Raw genomic sequence first — 21,479 nt, 5'->3', positions numbered from 1 at the left:
CACATGGAACGCAAAAACATCATTTTAGTTGGCGCGCCGATGGACGCCGGAAAACGGCGTCAGGGTTGCCGAATGGGTCCTGACGCATATCGCGTGGCCGGGCTGGATCAGGCCTTGGCCGATCTTGGTCACTCCGTTTGCGATTGGGGCGACGTGCAACCTGAAAAAACGGACCTGCCCGAGCATCCGCACCTGTTCGCGCTGCCCGAATGCGTCGGATGGACGCAAGCGCTGAGCAAGACCGCACTGTCAGCAGCTAAACAGGGCATTCCAATCTTCATGGGCGGCGATCACGCATTGTCCATGGGAACCGTGACCGGGATGGCCGCCTATGCTGCTAAGGTCGACCGCCCACTGTTCGTTCTGTGGCTGGATGCCCATAGTGACTTTCACACCCCCGACAGTACAGACAGCGGCAACCTGCATGGCACACCTGTCGCCTATTTCACAGGAAGGTCGGGATTCGAGGCGCTTCCGCCCTTACCCGCTGTCGTCCCAACCGATCGGGTCGGCATGATCGGCCTGCGTTCTGTCGACCCGGCGGAACGTTTGGCGCTGGAACAGGACCGCGCCATGCTGGCCGACATGCGCAGCATTGACGAACATGGGATCAAGGCGCCGTTGCTGGCGTTCCTGGATCGCGTGAAAGCCGAAAACGCTCTTCTCCACGTCTCGTTGGATGTTGATTTCCTGGATCCGGCCATTGCCCCTGCCGTCGGCACCACTGTTCCCGGCGGTGCGACCGAACGCGAGGCTCATCTGGTCATGGAACTGCTGCATGAAAGCGGACTGGTCAGTTCTCTGGATCTTGTCGAACTGAACCCGTTCCTGGATGAACGTGGCCGCACCGCAAAACTGATGGTCGATCTGGCCGCCTCACTTATGGGCCGTCGCATCTTTGACCGCCCCACCCGGAGTTTCTGATGACCCAACCTTCTGAAAAGGCGCTCGTGCCTTTCGTGTCCGTCGACAACATGATGCGGCTGATTCACCACATAGGTGTCGAACAGATGATCGTACAGATCGCCGATCAGATCGAATCCGATTTCAAACGGTGGGAAAGCTTTGACAAGACCCCGCGCATTCCGGCGCATTCACCCCACGGAGTGATTGAACTGATGCCCACCTCGGATGGGGAGGCATATGGGTTCAAATACGTGAACGGACATCCCAAAAACACCTCCGAGGGTCTGCAAACTGTGACCGCATTCGGATTGCTGGCGGATGTTTACACCGGGTATCCCACTCTGCTGACCGAAATGACGATGCTGACTGCATTGCGCACGGCGGCGACGTCCGCTCTGGTCGGGCGCTATCTTGCCCCAAAGAATGCCACGACCATGGCCATGATCGGCAATGGGGCGCAGTCCGAATTCCAATGCCTCGCTTTCAAGGCAATGTGCGGGATCGACACTGTCCGGCTTTACGATACCGATCCCGGTGCAACAGCGAAATGCACCGCAAACCTGCAAGGCAAAGGCCTGACGGTCATCCCATGCAAGACGCCGGAAGACGCTATTGAAGGTGCTCAGATCATCACCACTTGCACGGCCGACAAGAAATACGCCACCATCCTCACCGACAACATGGTCGGCCCCGGCGTCCACATCAACGCCATCGGTGGCGATTGTCCCGGCAAGACTGAATTGCATCGGGATATCCTGCTGCGCTCGGACATCTTTGTCGAATACCCCGAGCAAACCCGGATCGAGGGCGAGATTCAAGCGCTGGATGCTGATCATCCCGTGACCGAGATGTGGCAGGTTATGACCGGAGCTGTCAAAGGGCGCACAGACGACCGCCAAATCACCCTGTTCGACAGTGTTGGCTTCGCGATCGAAGATTTCTCAGCCCTGCGCTATGTCAAGCAGGTGATCGAAGGCACTGCGTTCTTTGAGCCTCTGGACATGTTGGCCGACCCGGACGATCCGCGCGACCTGTTCGGAATGCTGATGCGGGCCGGTTAGGCGCGCCTAAGGGGGCTCTGCCCCCGCCGCCCGTGCCGGACGCCTCCCCCGGGATATTTATTGGCCAGATGAAGCAGGGGATCCGTTCTTCATCTGGCTTTAAATATCCCGGAGCGCGAGGCAGAGCCTCGCATCCTACCTACCCCGCAAGCGATGGCAGGTAGAGTACAATACCAGGGAAAGCCACGAGCATTGCTATGGTCAGCGCGTCGGCCACGAAAAAAGGTGTCACACCCCTGAAAACATCCTGAACACTCAAATCCGGTCGCACCCCGGCGACGACAAAGCAGTTGAGTCCGATGGGCGGTGTGATCAGGCAGAATTCGGCCATTTTGACGACCAGAATTCCAAACCAAATCGCGCACATCGGCCCGGACATGCCAAACGCACTGTCTGCAGCACTGACCGTTTCACCACCGTTCAGCGCCATGACCGCCGGATAAACAACAGGCAAGGTCAAAAGAAGCATTCCTATCGCATCCATGAACATGCCAAGCACCGCGTAAGCCAGCAGAATGCAGATCAGGATCATCATGGGTGACATTTCAAGGCTGGTTATCCAGTCTGAAAAGGCGCCGGGAAGATCTGCAAACCCTAGAAACCGCACATAGATCAGAACGCCCCAGATGATCGAAAAGATCATTGCGGTAAGCTTGGCCGTCTCCAGCAGCGCGGATTTAAACTCGCTCCAACGCATCCCGTGAAACAGGGCGAAGCAGAAGACAATGAAAGCGCCGATTGCGCCGCCTTCCGTCGGCGTGCCCCACGCTTTTTCACCAAATGGGTTATAGACAAAGCAGATGATGATCAGGATGACGGCGACAATAGGAATGGCTCCGGGAAGGGCCGAAAAGCGCTGTTTCCATGTAAAGCCTGTGACCGGGGGACCGACGGATTTGAAAATCACGGCGATCCCGACAATCAGCACGGCATAGATGATCGCGGAAAACGCACCCGGAATGAACCCCGCCAAAAGCAGCTTACCGACATCCTGCTCGACGATGATCGCGTAGATCACCAGAATGGCCGATGGTGGGATCAACGAGGCCAGCGTTCCTCCGGCGGCCACCACACCGGCAGCAAAGCGTTTGTTGTAGCCGACCTTCAGCATTTCCGGGATCGCGATGCGGGCGAAGACGGCAGAGGTGGCAACCGAGGCACCCGAAACCGCGGCGAAACCGGCGGTGGCGAATACGGTTGAAACCGCCAACCCTCCGGGAACCCAGGCGACCCAGCGTTTGGCAGCTTCAAACAACGCCCGCGTGAGACCTGCATAATAAGCCAGATACCCGATCAGGATAAAGGTCGGGATCAGGCTAAGAGTATGAGAGGCAACTTTGGAATGCGGCACTTGCCCGGCGGTTTTGACCGCAACAGTCAGCGCTTTACCGAACCGCGCCGGATCATACCCAAACTTGGCCCAAAAAATCCAAACAAGTCCAATTAGCCCGGCCAAGCCCGCAGCGAAGGCCACGCGCATGCCGACCACGACAAAGACCAGAAGCCCGCCCGTGACCCAGAGGCCAATTTCTATCGTGTCCATAAATCAGTCCTGCCCTTCGAACTGTTCGGCCTCAGCCGCTGCTTGTGCTGCCGCGTCCTGTATCAACGGAACGGCCACCGGAGCTTCCAGTCCCAGCCATAATGCGCGGCCATAGCCCCAAGCCTGCAAAGCAAGCCGCAGGCACAGTACGGAAAACGCGATGGGGGCCAGTAGTTTCGCCGGCCACAATGGAATTCCGATATCAATGGAACTGTCGCGGCTCCACAATGGTGCGCCCAAGTCAAAGGAGCGGTCGAAGTGAGACCAACTGCCCCAAACCAGTGCAAGCATCAGAAGCAGGATCAAAACCACCGAGACAAGTTCGAACAGCCACAACCCTCTGCCGTGAAGGCGCGACAGAACGATGTCCATGCGGATGTGGCCGCCATCGCGCTGAACATAAGAAATGCCCAGAAATGCGATCAGTGGCATCGCCTGTTCGATCCAGTCAACATATCCCGGCAATGGGGCATTCAGAGCATTGCGCCCACTGACCGAGATAACGGCCAGGACCATCAAGCCAAATACTGCCAAACCGCTGATGAGCGCCAGAAAACGCTCCAGTTTCAACAACTGCTGATCCAGCTGGCTCAGACGGCTTTCGTCCACCAGCACTGTGGCCTGTCCTGCCATTCCAGTGTTCCCCAATATTCGTGTACCGGGTGCCTGGCAGGCACCCGGGCTCAGGATCAGTTGCCGCCGCGCTGTTGCGTCAGCGTCATCTGCACGAGATCATAAAGATCCTGCGCTGGCAGCCCCTGTTCCGTCATTTCCGCGATCCACTTTTCACGGATCGGGTCGGCTGCTTTGGTGCGGAATTCTGCAATCACGGCATCATCAATCATGACTTTCTGGACACCCTTTTCTTGCAGAACGCTGTCCCATTGCTCGAGCAATCCGTCGTAATTTGTCAGGTAGTGGTCAATCGCCTCATCAATCGAGCTATCCAGCGCCTCGCGATGCGCGGCTGGCAGGGCCTCATAGGCGTCAATGTTGACCACGACCGGGCAGTTTACCGTTCCCGGGTTCAGGTTTGCCGTCCACCAGTCGGCTTCGTTGATTGTTCCGAAAGACAGGTGTGCGTGCTGGGCAAAGGCCACGGTGTCGACGACACCGGATTCCATGGCATTGAACGCCTCGGTTGCGGGAACTGATGTCGGAACACCTCCGACCGCCTCGAAGGCTTGCCCCAAACCGCCAGTTGCACGGACCCGCATTCCGTCAAAATCAGCCAGTTCATCGCGCGGCTCGCCAGTGCCGACCAGATTATACTGCGGCATCGGTGAGGTCATGATGATGCGGGCGTTCCATTGCGCCATCTCATCCTTGACTGCGGGGTGGTCATAAACCGCATGACTGACCGCCACCTCCTCCTGCAGGTTGTTCACGCCGAGAAAAGGCAGCTCCAGAACGGTAATCGCGCGGTTTTTGTCGCGGTGGTAACCTGCACAGAACTGAGCCATCTCGAAGGCGCCGATTTCAATGCCGTCCAGATTTTCGCGCGGCTTGGACAACCCGCCATAGCTGACATTGATGGTGAATTCACCACCGGTTTTTTCGCTAACAAGTTCGGCCAGTTTTTCAACATGTTCGGTGAAGGCTCGACGCTTGCCCCAGACCGATGCGTTCCACTCAGTAGCAAAAGCTTCACCGACAAACGCAAAGCTCAGGGCGGCGACAGCGGCGCCGCTCAACATCTTTTTCATCATTTGATCTCCCATTGATGCGCCTCCTCCCGAGGCGCTTGAGGATCAAGCTAGCGCCAACATTCTACTGTGCCAACCCTGCCTTGGTTTTCCGCTGGTATCAGAAGAAGTTCCCGATTGGATTGCGCATGCAGGAAAACCAGGTGTTCGTGAACTGACCCCCGCATGTGTCAAGTACTGCAAACAGGGCATGTGTTACACCTATCCATTTATTTTAAAAAGATTTTTACGAAATTTGCGCTTTTTCTTTACTAGATGTGGCCGCAGTTAGAAATTTTTTTACAAATAAATTCAGGGATTCCGGCAATTTATTTATTTATTTTCAGAACTCGGTAATATTCGACCTTGGGGAGGAACGGGATCGACATTGCCGGACCAAGTGGCAAAAAATGTCCCAACGCAATCCAGTCCAGAGGGAGGAGCCTCAAAAATGACCACCGCTGCCCAGGCAGATGCCAAGACCTATCCGCCATCCGCAGAAACCGTCGCCCGTGCGCATGTTGATGCCGAAAAATATGCCGACATGTACGCCGCTTCGATCAGTGACCCCGACGCATTCTGGGGCGAGCAAGGCAAGCGCGTTGACTGGATCAAACCCTTCGCCCAGGTCAAAGACGTTAACTACGATTTCGGTTCGGTTAAAATAAACTGGTATGCTGATGGCACCTTGAATGTCTCGGCCAACTGTCTGGATCGCCACCTGAAAACCCGCGGTGATCAAACGGCAATCATCTGGGAACCGGACGATCCAAATGACCCGGCTCAGCATATCTCTTACGCAGAACTGCACCGCCGCACCTGCCGCATGGCCAACATCCTTGAATCTATGGGTGTGCGCAAAGGCGATCGCGTCGTCATTTATCTGCCTATGATCCCCGAGGCCGCTTATGCCATGCTGGCCTGTGCGCGGATCGGCGCAATTCACTCTATTGTTTTTGCGGGCTTCTCGCCGGACGCACTGGCTGCCCGGATCAATGGCTGTGACGCCAAGGTTGTGATCACAGCGGACGAGGCTCCGCGCGGTGGTCGGAAAACGCCGCTGAAATCCAATGCCGACGCGGCGCTGCTGCACTGCAAGGATACGGTCAAGTGCCTTGTCGTCAAACGGACCGGTGGCCAGACCACCTGGATCGACGGTCGTGACTTTGACTACAACGAAATGGCCCTTGAGGCGGACGACTACTGCGCGCCTGCCGAAATGAGCGCCGAAGATCCGTTGTTCATCCTATACACCTCCGGCTCGACAGGTCAGCCAAAAGGCGTTGTTCACACAACCGGCGGTTATCTGGTTTACGCCGCAATGACGCACGAGATCACCTTCGATTATCACGAAGGCGACGTGTATTGGTGTACTGCGGATGTGGGCTGGGTGACCGGCCACAGCTATATCGTCTATGGCCCCCTGGCCAATGGTGCGACCACGCTGATGTTTGAAGGCGTTCCAACTTTCCCCGACGCGTCGCGCTTCTGGCAGGTTTGCGAAAAACACAAGGTGAACCAGTTCTACACCGCGCCCACAGCGATCCGCGCCCTGATGGGTCAGGGCAAAGAGTTTGTCGAGAAATGCGACCTCAGCGATCTGCGCACTCTGGGAACCGTGGGTGAACCGATCAACCCCGAAGCCTGGAACTGGTACAACGAAGTGGTCGGCAAGGGCAAATGTCCCATCGTGGATACATGGTGGCAGACGGAAACCGGCGGTCACCTGATGACCCCCCTGCCCGGCGCCCATGCAATGAAGCCCGGATCGGCAATGAAGCCGTTCTTTGGCATCGAACCAGTGGTGTTGGATCCGCAGTCCGGCGTCGAGATCGAAGGCAATGGTGTCGAGGGTGTGCTCTGCATCAAAGACAGCTGGCCCGGCCAGATGCGCACCGTCTGGGGCGATCATGAGCGGTTCGAAAAGACCTATTTCTCGGATTACAAAGGCTACTACTTCACTGGTGATGGTTGCCGTCGCGATGAGGATGGCGACTACTGGATTACCGGGCGCGTGGACGATGTGATCAACGTGTCCGGCCACCGCATGGGAACGGCCGAGGTGGAAAGCGCACTGGTAGCACACGCCGCCGTCGCAGAAGCCGCTGTTGTCGGATATCCTCATGAAATCAAGGGGCAAGGCATCTATTGCTATGTCACTTTGATGAATGACCGTGAACCAAGCGAAGAGCTCCGCAAGGAGTTGCGCACCTGGGTCCGGACCGAGATCGGACCGATCGCCAGCCCCGATGTGATCCAGTGGGCCCCGGGCCTGCCCAAAACACGCTCGGGCAAGATCATGCGTCGCATCCTGCGCAAGATTGCCGAAAACGATTTCGGTTCGCTGGGTGACACTTCGACACTGGCCGACCCGTCGGTGGTCGAAGACCTGATCGAAAACCGCGCGGGCAAGTGAGGATGTGATGGACGCTGCTACGATCACCACACCCGCAGTACTTATCCTTCTCGGCCCTCCGGGCGCCGGGAAGGGCACGCAGGCCCGGATGCTGGAAGAGAAATTCGGACTTGTTCAACTCAGCACGGGTGACCTGCTGCGCGAAGCCGTTGCCGCAGGCACCGACGCAGGCAAAGCCGCCAAAGCCGTGATGGAAGCCGGTGATCTGGTCAGTGACGAGATCGTCATTGCGATCCTGCGCGACCGTATGGCGCAACCAGATTGCGCCAAGGGTGTCATTCTGGATGGGTTCCCACGCACAACGGTTCAGGCCGAGGCGCTTGATGGTTTGCTTGCGTCCAATGACCAAAAGATCAACGCAGCAATCAGCCTGGAAGTGGAAGATGCCGAAATGGTGATCCGCATCTCGGGCCGCTACACCTGCGCGGGCTGCGGTGAAGGGTACCACGACCAGTTTAAGAAGCCTGCCGAAGACGGTAAGTGCGACAAGTGCGGCAGCACCGAATTCAAGCGCCGCGCGGATGACAACGCTGAAACCGTGGCTTCGCGTCTGGCAGCTTATCATGCGCAGACCGCGCCGCTGATCACCTATTACGACGGTCACGGTGTTCTGAAACGCATCAATGCCATGGGCAGGATCGAGGATATCGCGGGCGATCTCGAAGGGATCGTCAGCGACGTGATGAGTTAAGGGGAGGAGATAAGCCGCAAGGCTTTGATCCTAAAAAGAATACTTCAAAAGACCGCTTTGGCGGACTGGTGGAGTTTTGCCTGACACCACACGGTGTTGGGCATTGTCGAGAAGCGGACCGACGCACTGGAGGAGTTGGGCACCGGGCCGCCAAACGAGGAAGCGAAGGAGGAACCCGCAATGGCGGATCAATCTACAAACTCCGCGCAGGCAGCCGAAGCCGATAAGGGCTATTGGCAGGCCAACCTGCGCCTCATCTACATCAGCCTCGTGATCTGGGCGCTGGTGTCATTTGGATTCGGCATCCTGCTGCGTCCGCTGCTGTCGGGCATCGCCGTCGGTGGTACTGATCTGGGCTTTTGGTTCGCTCAGCAAGGATCGATCCTGGTCTTTCTGGTGCTGATCTTCAACTACGCCTGGCGCATGAACAAGCTGGACGCCGAACACGGCGTGGATGAAGAGTAAGGGAGAGCGGGGATAATGGATCAGTTTACCATCAACCTGCTGTTTGTCGGCGCATCCTTTGCGCTGTACATCGGCATCGCGATCTGGGCCCGCGCGGGTTCCACATCAGAGTTCTACGCCGCCGGTCGCGGCGTACACCCGGTCACCAACGGTATGGCGACAGCGGCAGACTGGATGTCTGCGGCCTCGTTCATCTCGATGGCGGGCCTGATTGCCTTTACCGGCTATGACAACTCGACCTTCCTGATGGGATGGACGGGTGGCTACGTGCTGTTGGCCCTGCTGCTTGCGCCTTACCTGCGGAAGTTCGGCAAGTTCACCGTATCGGAGTTCATCGGCGACCGCTTCTACAGCCAGACAGCACGCATCGTTGCGGTGATCTGTCTGATTGTTGCATCGGTGACCTACGTTATCGGTCAGATGACCGGTGTTGGGGTTGCCTTTGGCCGCTTCTTGGAAGTGTCGAACACCACCGGGCTGTTGATCGGTGCAGGCGTTGTGTTTGCCTACGCGGTGTTCGGAGGGATGAAGGGCGTGACCTATACACAGGTCGCTCAGTACTGCGTGCTGATCACCGCCTACACCATCCCTGCCATCTTTATCTCGCTACAGCTGACCGGCACTCCGATTCCGGCACTGGGTCTGTTTGGCGACACTGCAAGCGGTGTACCGCTGCTGACCAAGCTGGACGGCATCGTGACAGAGCTGGGCTTCAACGAATACACGGCCCATCACTCGAACACGCTGAACATGGTGCTGTTCACCCTGTCGCTGATGATCGGTACCGCCGGTCTGCCGCACGTTATCATGCGCTTCTTCACCGTTCCCAAAGTTGCTGATGCACGCTGGTCGGCTGGCTGGGCGTTGGTTTTCATCGCGCTGCTGTATCTGACCGCTCCGGCTGTTGGCGCAATGGCCCGCCTGAATATCACCGACATGATGTGGCCCAATGGTGGCATCGAAGGTGGTGCCGTTACAGTCGAACAGATCGACAATGATGCTCGGTACGACTGGATGGCCACATGGCAGAAAACCGGTCTGCTGGATTGGGAAGACAAGAACGGCGACGGCAAGATTCAGTACTACAATGACAAGTCTGAATCGATGCAGGCGATTGCGGAACAAAAAGGCTGGGTCGGTAACGAACTGACCAAGTTCAACCGCGACATCCTGGTCCTGGCCAACCCCGAGATTGCCAACCTGCCCGGTTGGGTGATTGGTCTGGTCGCTGCCGGTGGTCTTGCGGCTGCTCTGTCGACTGCTGCGGGCCTGCTGCTGGCGATTTCGTCGGCCGTGTCTCACGACCTGATCAAGGGCGCAATCAACCCGCAGATCTCGGAAAAAGGCGAGCTTCTGTCGGCACGGATTGCGATGGCTGTGGCGATTGCTGTAGCGACCTGGCTGGGTCTGAATCCTCCGGGCTTTGCAGCACAGACTGTTGCTCTGGCCTTTGGTCTGGCGGCAGCCTCGATCTTCCCGGCACTGATGATGGGGATCTTCTCGACCCGCATCAACAACACCGGTGCTGTTGCCGGTATGCTGGCAGGTCTGGTCGTTACACTGGTCTACATCTTCCTGCACAAGGGATGGCTGTTCATTCCGGACACCAACTCGTTCACCGATGCTGATCCGTTGCTGGGTCCGATCCAGTCGACCTCGTTCGGCGCTGTCGGTGCCATGGTCAACTTCGCTGTCGCCTATGTTGTGGCTGGCATGACCAAGGAAACTCCGCAGGAGATCAAGGAACTGGTCGAAAGCGTTCGCATTCCCCGTGGTGCGGGTGCAGCTCAGAACAAGTGAGCATGATGCGGTCGTTGGCACTTGCCTTCGACCGCGTCTTTCGATCCACTACTCCCGCCCGGCATACCACTGGGCGGGATTTTTTCACCAGAACATCGGAGACATCAGATGCCCCTGTCCCACGATGAAATCGCCCGGTTTCTGAAATCCGTTCATCCCTATGACGCGTTACCGGCTGATGCACTGGATCAGATCGTAAAACAGATCGAGGTCTGGGAAGTCGAGGAAGACACCTCGGTCTATGAACTGGGTCATGCGCTTCCCGGTGTGTTCGTGATCTATGAAGGACAGGTTGAAATCACCGATGAGAATGGTGCCGTTGTCTCTCAACTGGGTTTGCGCAATTCTTTTGGAGAGCGCGGACTGCTGAAAGACGGTAAGGCAGCCACCAAGGCGCGTGCGCACACTCCGTCGGTCCTGATTGTTTTGCCACCGGATCTGGTGCGCGAGTTGATCGACGGTCACGATGTGGTCGCCAAGTTCTTCGACCGGACACGCGGCGACAGAAGTGGCCCGCAAAGCCTTGCGACCAGTTCCATTGATATTCTGATGGCACATAACCCGGCCACCTGCCCCGCGGATACGCCAGTTCAGAAAGCGGCGCAGATCATGCGCGATAAACACATCTCGTCGCTGTGCATCACGGACGGCGACACGTTGCAGGGCATCGCGACGCTGCGGGACATCTCGGGCAAGTACGTTGCGGACGGCCTGCCTCCGTCCACGCCGGTTTCCGAAATCATGACCGCAAACCCCGTCACCCTGTCACCCGGCGACATTGGTTCAGACGTGTTGCACATCATGATGGAACGCGGCATCGGCCACGTCCCGATTTCCGAGGGCGGTCGGCTGGTCGGTATTGTCACACAAACCGACCTGACACATTACCAGGCTGTGAACTCGGCCGAACTGGTGCGACGCATCGCGCAGGCAAATACCGCCGAAGATATGGCGCGGGTAACGGCGGAAATCCCACAGCTGCTGGTGCAACTGGTTGCAGGCGGGAACCGGCACGAAATCGTCACGCGCCTAATCACCGATATTGCTGACACGGTTACCCGGCGCCTTCTGGCCCTTGCCGAACAGAAACTGGGCCCGCCCCCTGTGCCGTATCTGTGGCTGGCCTGCGGCTCGCAAGGGCGGCAGGAGCAGACAGGCGTGTCGGATCAGGACAACTGCCTGATGTTGGATGACGGCGTGACCGATGCGGATATGGAGTACTTTGCAAAGCTGGCCAAGTTTGTGTCGGATGGGCTGGATACCTGTGGCTATTTCTATTGCCCCGGCGACATGATGGCGACCAATCCGCGCTGGTGTCAGCCGGTGCGTGTCTGGCGCGACTATTTCAAGGGATGGATCGCCAAACCGAACCCCGAAGCGCAGATGCTGGCCTCGGTCATGTTTGACTTGCGTCCGATTGGCGGCGCGTTCGACCTGTTCGCCGACCTGCAGGCCGACACATTGGCGGCGGCCAGGTCCAATTCGATCTTCGTCGCACATATGATCTCGAACTCGTTGAAACACACCCCGCCGCTGGGGTTGCTGCGTGGGTTTGCAACCATCCGGTCGGGCGAACACCGCAATACGCTGGATCTGAAACACAATGGTGTTGTTCCGGTCGTGGATCTGGCGCGGATCTACGCCTTGCAAGGCGAACTGCCCGAGGCCAATACCCGCGCCCGCCTTAAAGCGGCTGAGGCCAATAGCGTTCTCAGCGCGTCGGGTGCACGCGATTTACTGGACGCCTATGATCTGATCGCCGAAACCCGGCTGGAACATCAGGTCCAACTGGTCAAATCAGGCAAGAAACCAGACAATTATCTGCCACCTTCCGATCTTTCGGACTTTGAGCGAAGTCATCTTCGTGACGCCTTCGTTGTGGTAAAAACGATGCAATCGGCGGTCGGCCACGGCAAGGGAATGCTGGGCTGACACGTATCTGAAGAACGGAGTGACACGATGTTTCTGGAATTGATCGGCACTGTTTTTGCGGGCTTCGCGTTTGCGGGCATCGTACTTGTGCTGAACAAGCTGACCGGAGGGCGGTTGCCCAAATGGGTTACTCCGGTCGCGGCGGGTTTGGGGATGATCGCTGTGACAATTTCCAGCGAGTATTCCTGGTATGACCGCACGCGCGAACAGCTTCCCGAGGAAATGGCAATCGTACAAGAGGTTGAAAGCCGCGCCCTCTACCGCCCGTGGACCTACGCCATGCCCTTCGTCGACCGCTTTGCCGCCATCGACACCGTGTCGGTGCGCACAAACGAAAACGTGCCCGACCAGCGGCTTGTCGATCTTTACTTCTTCGGCCGCTGGGCCCCGGTTTCAAAACTGCCCGTAGCCGTAAACTGTGCCGAGAATCGTCGCGCCAATCTTGCGGACGGTGCTGAGTTTTCCGATGACGGACGTCTGCTGAATGCAGACTGGATATCTGCCGGGCCTGCCGACCCCATCATCGACGCCACCTGCGGGGTTTGACCATGCTCACAGGGTTAAGCCTGAGGTTCAGGATATTTCTGTTTTTCTGTCTGCTCGCGCTCGGCGGGATATCAATCAGTTCCGCCGCCCTGTGGATCACCTATGCCCGGGCAGCGCAACCTGACCTGTTTGATGACTTCATCTTTGCCGAGGTTCTGATCGGGTTTGGATTACTGGCTTTGATCGCCGGTATCTGGCTGTTGTTTGACGACAATGTCGCCAAACCGATCGAACGGCTTTCAGCACAACTGCGGGCCCGCGCTCATGCCGGTGTCAGCACCGATCTGGACATGCAAGCCGCGCGATACCTGGGCGATCTGGCCCCAGCAGCGGCTGGCCTGGCCGAGCAACTTGCCGCAAATGCCATGCACACAGCCGAGGCGGTGGCCGCCGAAACCGCTCATCTGGCGGCGGAAAAACAGCGCCTTACTGCCCTTCTGACCGAAATCCCGGTCGCCATGTTGCTGGCCAGTCCGAAACACCAGATCGTTTTGTATGATGGTCAGGCAGCCGAGGTGCTGGCCCAGATCGCGCATCCCCGCCTGAACGCCTCGCTCTTCGAATACATCGAATCGACGGGGCTGACGGACGCGTATGGAAAGTTGTGCAAATCAGGTAAGGATGTTTTCTGCACCCTGACCAGCGTGGACGGCCGACAAACCTATTCGGCCCGAATGAAGCCACTGGGGGACGCACCCGGTTACATGCTGGTGTTCGAAGACAGCGTTGCCCGTATGTCGCCAGATGAGGCACGCCCACTGGTCTATGATTTCGAGTTGCTGGACACGCCGGGTGACGGTGCGTTCGAAAACCGCTCTTTGGTGGATTTGTGTTTTGTGGTCTTTGACACGGAAACAACCGGTTTGCTGCCGCACAAGGATGAGATCGTTCAAATCGGCGCGGTCCGCGTTGTGAAAGGCAAGATCGTTGCGGGCGAGCATCTGGACATGCTTGTTGATCCGGGCATTCCGATCCCTGCTGCCTCGACCCGCGTGCACAAGATCAGTGATCGCATGGTTCAGGGCGCGCCGGATATCGTCAAAGCCGGGCGTGTGTTTCACCAATTCTCACGCGATGCGGTGATCGTAGCCCATAACGCCCCGTTCGACATGGCGTTCCTGCGCCGCCATGCCAAGCGTATGGAAGTCGAATGGGATCATCCGATACTCGACACTGTGCTGCTGTCGGCTGTTTTGTTCGGCGCAAGCGATACACATACACTGGATGCAGTGTGCGAACGGCTGGACATCACTATCCCCGAGGCGCTGCGCCATACGGCATTGGGCGACGCGGTGGCAACGGCCGAGGCGCTGGTCAAGATGCTGCCCATTCTGCAGGCGCGCGGGCTGAACACCTTTGGCGAAGTTATCGTCCAGACCCGCAAACACGGACGTCTTCTGGAAGACCTGAATTAACACCGAAATTTGCAAACGCCGTTCAGCTTTTCGTGGACAATCCGGGCCACGCATGGCACCTGATGCGCGGCCAAGGAACACGCGCGCGATATGACGGAAAAGATTTTCACACCGACCCCGGATCAAAGCCACGCCTTTCGTGAGGCGCTGGGATGTTTCGGAACAGGCGTCACCGTGATCACTGCGCAAACCGAAGACGGCCCACGTGCAATCACCGTAAACTCGTTCGCGTCAGTGTCCCTGAATCCGCCGCTGGTGTTGTGGTGCCTGGCCAGAGAGTCAAACCGCTTCGACACTTTCAGCACCTGCACCCATTACTCGATCCACGTCATGGCTCAGGATCAACAGGATCAGGCGCTAAGATTTGCCCGCGACGGTGTGGATTTCACCCATGCCGAGTGGACGACGGACGAGGCTGATCGCCCGCAGCTGGCCAATTGTCTGGCACGGTTTGACTGCCGGTTGCATGCCCGGCACGAGGCCGGAGATCATCTCATCATTGTGGGTCATGTGGATCAGGTCATGTACCGCACCGGCAAGGGTCTGATCTTCAAGCGCGGTCAGTTCGGCGGGTTTGTCGACCCTTTCTAGTCGTCCAGCGACCCATGCACCGCCAGAACCTCTAGCTGTGCGTCTTGCGGAGTGATCACACGAAAGGCTTCGTGCACTCCTGTCTCAGACAATTCTCTGGCGACGGTCAGCAGCGTGTTGGTGGCATGGTCTTCACACAGCTCTGACATGTGATCGATTTCGCTCTGTGCCACGCTCAACGCCGCTTCGACCGAGGGCGCTCCGTAATACTGCACGAAATGCTCTGCCAGATTGCGGGTGATCTGATCCCTTTCAGCCGCTTCGATCTGAGTTACCGCCACAAATGTCACCCGGCCAAAGGTTTCCAGCCCCAGCCAGCCATTCGCAAAAGCCTGACGCGCCTTACCTTCCAGATCCGCGCCGCTCCAGTTCGAAAACTCAAACCCGCCCGAAACACACCATTCGCCGGTACGTGCCGGAGAATGGAACACGTTCATGTCGCTTTCATCGAAATGGATCGCGCGGGCCAGTTTCATCGTCCGTTCTCCAATAGTTCCGTCAGCGGGCGAAGACGGGTGTTGACCCCGTCGCGGATCAGCATTCCAAACCGCTCATCCGTGCCAAGAAATACACCGCCATCAACCAGTGGCTCACCTACGCCACGCAGCAGGCCCATCCATTCGGCATGCAGGGGCGCGTTGCCATCCTCCTGCCAGCGGTTGAGCCAGGTCAGCATATGGCGTGACCAGCTTTCGACCAGTTGCGTGGCCGAAACCTCGGCACAACCTTCATCGTAAAGGGCTGTGACATCCGGCGTTTCGCCGGGCGCGCTGCTGGTTTGCATCAATGCGAGCTCCCAGCCGACAATCAGCCAATCCGGTTCTTCTTCCGCGTTTCCCCCGGAGGCCGAAACGCGGAACACACCGCATTTCGCACCATTCACGCAAATCAGACCGTCCCACCCCAGATGCACCGCCACTTCGGGTGGGGCCAGAGCGCCCAGCGCATTCTGAAACCCAACGGCACAAAGCGGCAGCATCGCCATCGCGTCCCGAAGCGGCACCTCGGGCGCGAAAACGATCGCGACACGCAGGTAATCGGCCTGAATGTTATAAACAACCGCCCCCGCATCGCAGCCCAAAGCCGCCATAGCCTGGGCGCGTTCAAACGGGTCTTCCCCACCCTGAACCGGGTGACCCGTCAACAAAGGGGGAAAGACCGGTTGGCTCATGCGGTGCCTTTGGCGATCATGTCGCGGGCGATCTTGCGGAAAGCCTCAGCCTGAGGGCTGTCTGGTTTGCTGACCACAATAGGCGCACCCCCGTCTGCGGCGATACGAATGTCCAGATGCAACGGGATTTCACCCAGCAGCGGCACGCCCATCGCCTCGGCCTCGGACTTGACACCACCATGACCAAAGACGTGTTCTTCATGCCCACAGTTCGAACAGATATGCGTGGACATGTTTTCGATCATCCCAACGATAGGCGTCTTGAGCTGATTGAACATATCGATTCCCTTGCGGGCATCAATCAGCGCCACGTCCTGCGGCGTCGAGACGACAATAGCGCCGTCCACCTTGAATTTCTGGCTCAGCGTCAGTTGCACGTCGCCGGTACCGGGCGGCAGGTCGACGATCAGCACGTCCAGGGCACCCCATTGCACCTGGCTCATCATCTGTTGCAGCGCCCCCATCAGCATCGGCCCGCGCCAGACAACGGCCTGCCCTTCATTGGTCATCAACCCCATCGACATCATGGTGACGCCGTGGTTGCGCAGCGGCAGGATAGTCTTGCCATCGGGGCTGGCCGGACGGCCCGAGACACCCAACATCCGAGGCTGCGACGGCCCATAAACATCCGCGTCCAGCAATCCCACGCGCCGCCCTTCTGCGGCCAGCGCACAGGCCAGATTGGCCGACACGGTGGATTTGCCCACACCCCCTTTGCCAGACGCAACCGCGATGATCCGGTAGACACCGGGAACGGCCTGCGGTCCAGTTTGCGAGGGCTTGGGTTTCGGCTTCAGATCCGGCGGCGCCTTGTCGGAATGAGCAGTCATCAGGGCCGATACATTTACGACGCCCTCAACCATCTGTGCGGCCTTTTCAGCTGTTGCGCGCACAGGTTCCATCTTTTCGGCATGCTTCGGGTCGATCTCAAGGACAAAGCGAACCGTATCGCCCTCGACATTCAGCGCACGCACGATGCCCGCACTGACAATGTCCTGACCTGAAACCGGATCGGTGATCTTTTTCAGGTTCGCCAGAACCGCGTCACGAACACTCATGCTGTTCTCTCCTTGGTATGCCCCGCCGACAGGGGCGTGCGTGTCGACATGTATTGGTCGCCGCTCATTGCATGTGTCTCCGTCTCTTTCTGTTCATTTGACGCGTAACAGCCTTCATAGTTAGGCTAAACCATGCGCCTTGTCTTGTTGTGCCTGAGCCTGACGCTCACCGCCACCCCCTCCTTGTCGCAGGAGGCGATTGGCCTTGCGGCTCCGGCAGAGGTTAACGACTCCGGTCTGTTGCAACATATCCTTCCTCGCTTCTCTCTCAAGACCGGGATACGCGTTGTCGCAGATGATGCCGGTGCCATGGTGCTGGTAACCGAACCACCCGGCGATCCTGTCTTTGCCCGTGGTGGCGTGGTTTATCACCTGCGGATCGAAGGCGATGATCGTCAAATCCGGTTTCGCGACTGGCTGCAATCAGAGATCGGCAAGCGCACTGTCGAAAGCTTTCCTCCTGTGGTTGGTGAACCGTTCAGCGCCAGCTTTGATCCCAAGGTCACCCAGTCGGACGATACCTTGGACGGCAACACCGTGTTGGGCGAAGAACTGTCGATGACCCATTGTGGTCGATGTCATGTGATTGGCCCCCGCAATCGGATGAACGGGCTTGGCTCGACCCCCTCTTTCGCCGTCCTGCGCGCGATGCCGGATTGGTCGGAACGGTTCGAAGCGTTCTTTGCCCTCAATCCCCACCCCGCATTCACGCAGATCGACGGGTTGACACCGCCCTTTGATCCCGAGCGCCCATCCCCAATTCACCCGGTCAAGATGACGTTGGACGATCTTGAAGCCATCCTGGCGTTTGTTTCGCGCATAGACGCCGCTGATCTGGGCGCGCCGCTAAAGCTTCAGTGATCCTTTCTATCCGAATAGTAATCCTCGGTGGTAACGACCCGAGGCTTGGGTTTTGACTGGAACGGATTGTCCTGCTGCTGGAAATGAGCATTCACCCGGCAATTGTCGCACATCTGGATCATCCGTGCCTGATCCGATGTGGCAAACATCGGGTGCGTGCCCGAAAGCTTTTCCATGATCCGTTCAACGGTTGATTTCACCCCGAACAGAGCCCCGCATTCGATGCAGGCAAACGGTTCCTCCTCGTTCAGGACCTGCTGAGACAGGGCAGCGTCGCTCAGATCCAGTTGCGGCACCAAGGTGATCGCGTCTTCGGGGCAGATCGTCTTGCACATTCCGCATTGCAGGCACGCATCCTGCTGAAAGTTCAACTGGGGCTTGTCAGGGTTATCCATCAAAGCTCCGGACGGGCACAGCGACACGCAACTAAGACAGAGCGTGCAACTGTCTGTATTCACAGCAACGGCACCGTAAGGCGCACCTTCAGGCAATGGCAGCGGGGCTTTGGCCTGCGGGTTCAGGGCCTGTGCTGCCAGCCGCGCGATTTGTCGGCGGTTGCCAAGTGGCAAGACCGGATTTGCCAACGGTTCGGGGACATTTTGCGCATACAGCAAGTCTGCCATCGCATCAGGGTCCACCTCCTCGATCAGCCCGATCGCATCCGAACTGGTTATGGCACGTGCCAGTTCAATTTCGCGATCCAGCGCATCCCGTTCGGTCTTCGGGGCCAGCAACACATCCACACGCGCAAATCCATGTGCCAGCGCGGCCAGCATTTCCGAATGGCCGAACCCGGATATCACTTTCAATTCCAGCGGGATAACATCCGCAGGCAATCCCCGGCCGAACCTTGCTGTAAGCCTTATCATTTCGGCCCCGTAGGCGTCGTGCACAAGCAACCGGGGTGCGATACCGCCTGCCCTTCGGTACGTGCGTGCCAGAATATGCATCCGTGACAGCAAGGCCGAAACAGGTGGATCTTCATAGGTTATCGCCGATGACGGGCAGACCGCCGCGCATTCGCCACACCCGGCGCAGACCATCGGATCAATCGCCACATGCTCGCCCGAGGGTGTGATTGCACCGGTTGGGCAGATATCCAGACAGTTTGAGCATCCGACCTGTTCCGCCCGCGAATGGGCGCAAAGTGTTTCCTCCAGTCGCACGTACAGAGGTTTTTCGAATGTTCCGACCAGTTGGGCGGCGTCAAAAGCCAGACGTTCTACAGAAACCGCATCCTTGGGATCAGCCCGCAAATACCCTTCGCGCTTGGCCGGAGCCTGCACAAAGGGCGTGCCCCCCGTCAGGTCAACAATGATATCGCAGGCCGATTGCGCCCCATCTCTTGGTTCCGTCCAATTGAAAGCACCTCTGCCTGCGGGAACCACTTGCTGCACATTGTCCAGACGCAAGGAAAACCCACCCAGAGCACCCGAAACAGACCGCAATTGTCCCCGAATGACATCGAAGGCCCGAGAGTCTGGCTCAGCCTGATCCGTGACCAGAACGGTTACCGCCAGTGTTCGGGCCAACCTTTCCGCCAGTCCAAAGGCAACGGTACCAGGACCAATGATAAAACACGTGCCTTCGCTGATAACATCAACGCTGGGCGTCACCGGTTGCGGCAGGAACGCTTCGGCAGCTAAGGCAGCCATTTTGGCCGTCGCATCCGCGCCCTGATCGGACCAACCGGCGCGATCCCGCAGGTCGACAAAGCCGGGAATTTCGACATTCATATCTTCGGCAAGCGACCGGAACACCTCTTGTTCCTGCAGACAGGCGATGACGGTATCGCCCTCTTGCATCAAGGATGCAGCAGATTGCAGTTCTTTTGTGCAAAGCGCGGTATGCACCTTTGAACAGGTAATCCCGCAGGCGCTTTCGATCCTGTCCGGATCCAGCGCCTGAGTTCCCGCGCAATCGCAGAGCAAAAGTTTCGTGCCCATGTCCCCTCCCTCGGGAAGCAGTCCCGATCCTTTGCACTTTAGGCTGCATTCCCGATGAGGCAACTTCAACCCTGCGAAGTGCACAGCGCGCCCGGCAGAGTTTCGCGGCAAAATCCCATAAAACAAAAGCCTTCTCAGGCTTTGATCACGAAGACGCTACCGGGATTACGACCAAAGTATTAAAGCGCAGGCTTGGCACGTGGCTATTTTGTGTACCATAGTGGACATGGAAAGGCAGGGGAGAGCCTTTCGGGGAGGATCCAGTGGCCAAGGCCGCAAGCCAGATCGACATGCCGGTTGGCGTCATTGTGCGCAAAACACCCGGGGTCACACGTTGGGCCCGCTGGAACTGGCGCGCGGTCGCCGTGTTGCCCGGTGCAGGGCCAGCCGATTGGCAGGAACTGCGCCGCGAAGGCGAGGCTGTCGAATACCACGCTGCCACCCTTCCCCTGACCCTCTGGGCGGACGAGACCGAAGCCTACCTGGTCAACCTGTCGGACGGGCAGCCCTCGATCTATCTTGTACTGCGGAATGAGCTGAAGGGCGACACGCCCCTGAATGCAGTTCTGATCACCGCTTCTCCGTTCCAGGGACAGGATTACGCGGACACCGGCGAAGAGATTGTCGAGAAAATCCCAATGACCGAAGGGTTGATCGCCTGGGTACGGGATTTCACCCTGAAACATCACCAGCACGAAGTGTTCGTCAAGCGCCGTCGCGACAGAAAGCGAACCGATTTGGTGGAGGATGGTAAGGGCGACGCGCGTATCCGGCAGGCATCGGATGTTTTCCGCGCCCCGAGACGGGTGCTGCAATGACAGAGCGGCGTGATTTCTGGTCGCGCCGAAAGGCTGCCGTTCAAGCCGAAGCTGAAGCCGAGGCGCTGGCCCTTGAAGAACAGGTGATCGCAGCCCATCACGCCGAACTTGAAGAAAAGAGTGACGCTGAGATTTTGGCTGAATTCAACCTTCCCGATCCCGATACCCTCGGACCCGGCGATGATGTTTCGGGCTTTATGTCCAAGGCAGTGCCTGATCGCCTGCGGCGCCGCGCCCTGCGGCGGTTGTGGCGGCTGAACCCTGTTCTGGCCAATGTCGACGGGCTGGTTGATTACGGCGAGGACTACACCGATGCCGCCTGCGTGATCGAAAACATCCAAACCGCCTATCAGGTTGGAAAAGGCATGCTGGCGCATGTCGAAGCACTGGCCGCCGGCGCGCAAGAATCAGAAGTAGACGAAATCGAAGCTGAGACGCTCACAGAACCAGAGGTCGTATCAGTTGACCCCGACCCTGCCCCAGATCCGGTTTCAGTGGTTCAGGTAGAAGAGCCCGAAGAACTCGAACGTTCCCCGTCGCCACGTCGAATGACATTTGAATTTGAAGGATGACC

Annotated in this window: 20 protein-coding genes; 13 read left to right on the top strand and 7 right to left on the bottom strand. The window is 58.1% G+C overall.

Annotation, left to right across the window (positions count from 1 at the left end):
* The first annotated feature begins 3 nt into the window (after window positions 1-3).
* Complete coding sequence (rocF, locus tag ACR0M3_RS00370; protein WP_480909163.1) at window positions 4-924, top strand: arginase; 921 nt, start codon at window positions 4-6, stop codon at window positions 922-924.
* Complete coding sequence (locus tag ACR0M3_RS00365) at window positions 924-1,967, top strand: ornithine cyclodeaminase (RefSeq protein WP_480481295.1); 1,044 nt, start codon at window positions 924-926, stop codon at window positions 1,965-1,967. The genes rocF and ACR0M3_RS00365 overlap by 1 nt, the downstream gene beginning before the upstream one ends.
* A 139-nt stretch (window positions 1,968-2,106) precedes the next feature.
* Here the strand turns inward: ACR0M3_RS00365 and ACR0M3_RS00360 are convergent, their stop codons facing one another.
* The 3 genes from ACR0M3_RS00360 to ACR0M3_RS00350 are packed head-to-tail and all read right to left on the bottom strand — an operon-like array spanning window position 2,107 to window position 5,216.
* Window positions 2,107-3,510 (bottom strand): TRAP transporter large permease, encoded by a 1,404-nt coding sequence (locus ACR0M3_RS00360; RefSeq protein WP_267364043.1) that lies wholly within the window; start codon window positions 3,508-3,510, stop codon window positions 2,107-2,109.
* A gap of 3 nt (window positions 3,511-3,513) precedes the next feature.
* Complete coding sequence (locus ACR0M3_RS00355; RefSeq protein WP_480909160.1) at window positions 3,514-4,143, bottom strand: TRAP transporter small permease; 630 nt, start codon at window positions 4,141-4,143, stop codon at window positions 3,514-3,516.
* 56 nt (window positions 4,144-4,199) lie between these two features.
* Window positions 4,200-5,216: a C4-dicarboxylate TRAP transporter substrate-binding protein gene (locus tag ACR0M3_RS00350; protein WP_267364050.1), complete on the bottom strand. Its 1,017-nt coding sequence runs from the start codon at window positions 5,214-5,216 to the stop codon at window positions 4,200-4,202.
* A gap of 430 nt (window positions 5,217-5,646) precedes the next feature.
* Here ACR0M3_RS00350 and acs point away from each other — a divergent pair, with 430 nt between their 5' ends.
* The 8 genes from acs (at window position 5,647) to ACR0M3_RS00310 (ending at window position 15,051) form a co-directional block, all read left to right on the top strand.
* A complete protein-coding gene (gene acs, locus ACR0M3_RS00345) occupies window positions 5,647-7,611 on the top strand; it encodes an acetate--CoA ligase (RefSeq protein WP_480481299.1) in 1,965 nt (654 codons plus the stop codon).
* Between the two features lie 7 nt (window positions 7,612-7,618).
* Window positions 7,619-8,302 (top strand): adenylate kinase, encoded by a 684-nt coding sequence (locus ACR0M3_RS00340; RefSeq protein ID WP_267364040.1) that lies wholly within the window; start codon window positions 7,619-7,621, stop codon window positions 8,300-8,302.
* 180 nt (window positions 8,303-8,482) lie between these two features.
* A complete protein-coding gene (locus tag ACR0M3_RS00335) occupies window positions 8,483-8,767 on the top strand; it encodes a DUF4212 domain-containing protein (protein ID WP_209504901.1) in 285 nt (94 codons plus the stop codon).
* Between the two features lie 15 nt (window positions 8,768-8,782).
* Window positions 8,783-10,567 (top strand): sodium:solute symporter family protein, encoded by a 1,785-nt coding sequence (locus ACR0M3_RS00330; RefSeq protein WP_480481301.1) that lies wholly within the window; start codon window positions 8,783-8,785, stop codon window positions 10,565-10,567.
* A 108-nt stretch (window positions 10,568-10,675) separates the two neighbouring features.
* Window positions 10,676-12,499, top strand: a complete 1,824-nt coding sequence (locus ACR0M3_RS00325; protein WP_480909158.1) for a DUF294 nucleotidyltransferase-like domain-containing protein — start codon at window positions 10,676-10,678, stop codon at window positions 12,497-12,499.
* Window positions 12,500-12,526: 27 nt separating this feature from the next.
* Entirely contained in the window at window positions 12,527-13,045 is a 519-nt protein-coding gene (locus ACR0M3_RS00320; RefSeq protein ID WP_267364034.1) for a hypothetical protein, read from the top strand.
* Between the two features lie 2 nt (window positions 13,046-13,047).
* Window positions 13,048-14,460, top strand: a complete 1,413-nt coding sequence (locus tag ACR0M3_RS00315) for a 3'-5' exonuclease (RefSeq protein ID WP_480772598.1) — start codon at window positions 13,048-13,050, stop codon at window positions 14,458-14,460.
* A gap of 90 nt (window positions 14,461-14,550) precedes the next feature.
* Window positions 14,551-15,051, top strand: coding sequence for a flavin reductase family protein (locus tag ACR0M3_RS00310; RefSeq protein WP_480485887.1), 501 nt, complete (start codon window positions 14,551-14,553; stop codon window positions 15,049-15,051).
* Here the strand turns inward: ACR0M3_RS00310 and ACR0M3_RS00305 are convergent.
* The 3 genes from ACR0M3_RS00305 to ACR0M3_RS00295 are packed head-to-tail and all read right to left on the bottom strand — an operon-like array spanning window position 15,048 to window position 17,280.
* Window positions 15,048-15,527, bottom strand: a complete 480-nt coding sequence (locus tag ACR0M3_RS00305) for a DUF6505 family protein (RefSeq protein ID WP_480909156.1) — start codon at window positions 15,525-15,527, stop codon at window positions 15,048-15,050. The genes ACR0M3_RS00310 and ACR0M3_RS00305 overlap by 4 nt on opposite strands.
* Window positions 15,524-16,222 carry a biotin/lipoate--protein ligase family protein gene (locus ACR0M3_RS00300; protein WP_480909154.1) on the bottom strand — a complete coding sequence of 233 codons (699 nt, stop codon included), beginning with the start codon at window positions 16,220-16,222 and terminating at the stop codon, window positions 15,524-15,526. Before ACR0M3_RS00300 ends, ACR0M3_RS00305 begins: the two co-directional genes overlap by 4 nt.
* On the bottom strand, window positions 16,219-17,280 hold the full coding sequence (locus ACR0M3_RS00295; protein WP_480909152.1) for an Mrp/NBP35 family ATP-binding protein: 1,062 nt from the start codon (window positions 17,278-17,280) through the stop codon (window positions 16,219-16,221). The genes ACR0M3_RS00300 and ACR0M3_RS00295 overlap by 4 nt, the downstream gene beginning before the upstream one ends.
* Window positions 17,281-17,412: 132 nt before the next feature.
* On the opposite strand from ACR0M3_RS00295, the gene ACR0M3_RS00290 reads away from it, so the two are divergent.
* Window positions 17,413-18,141, top strand: a complete 729-nt coding sequence (locus ACR0M3_RS00290; protein ID WP_480485895.1) for a hypothetical protein — start codon at window positions 17,413-17,415, stop codon at window positions 18,139-18,141.
* Here the strand turns inward: ACR0M3_RS00290 and ACR0M3_RS00285 are convergent.
* Window positions 18,135-20,087 carry a 4Fe-4S binding protein gene (locus tag ACR0M3_RS00285; RefSeq protein WP_480772597.1) on the bottom strand — a complete coding sequence of 651 codons (1,953 nt, stop codon included), beginning with the start codon at window positions 20,085-20,087 and terminating at the stop codon, window positions 18,135-18,137. The genes ACR0M3_RS00290 and ACR0M3_RS00285 overlap by 7 nt on opposite strands.
* A 263-nt stretch (window positions 20,088-20,350) precedes the next feature.
* Here ACR0M3_RS00285 and ACR0M3_RS00280 point away from each other — a divergent pair, with 263 nt between their 5' ends.
* Together ACR0M3_RS00280 and ACR0M3_RS00275 are read left to right on the top strand one after the other, a co-directional pair.
* Window positions 20,351-20,905, top strand: a complete 555-nt coding sequence (locus ACR0M3_RS00280) for a DUF3305 domain-containing protein (RefSeq protein ID WP_267365561.1) — start codon at window positions 20,351-20,353, stop codon at window positions 20,903-20,905.
* Entirely contained in the window at window positions 20,902-21,477 is a 576-nt protein-coding gene (locus ACR0M3_RS00275) for a DUF3306 domain-containing protein (protein WP_480909149.1), read from the top strand. The genes ACR0M3_RS00280 and ACR0M3_RS00275 overlap by 4 nt, the downstream gene beginning before the upstream one ends.
* Window positions 21,478-21,479: the final 2 nt, after the last annotated feature.

The sequence above is a fragment of the Ruegeria sp. O5 genome (assembly GCF_056535105.1).
This window is presented reverse-complemented; position numbering and strand designations above follow the sequence as displayed.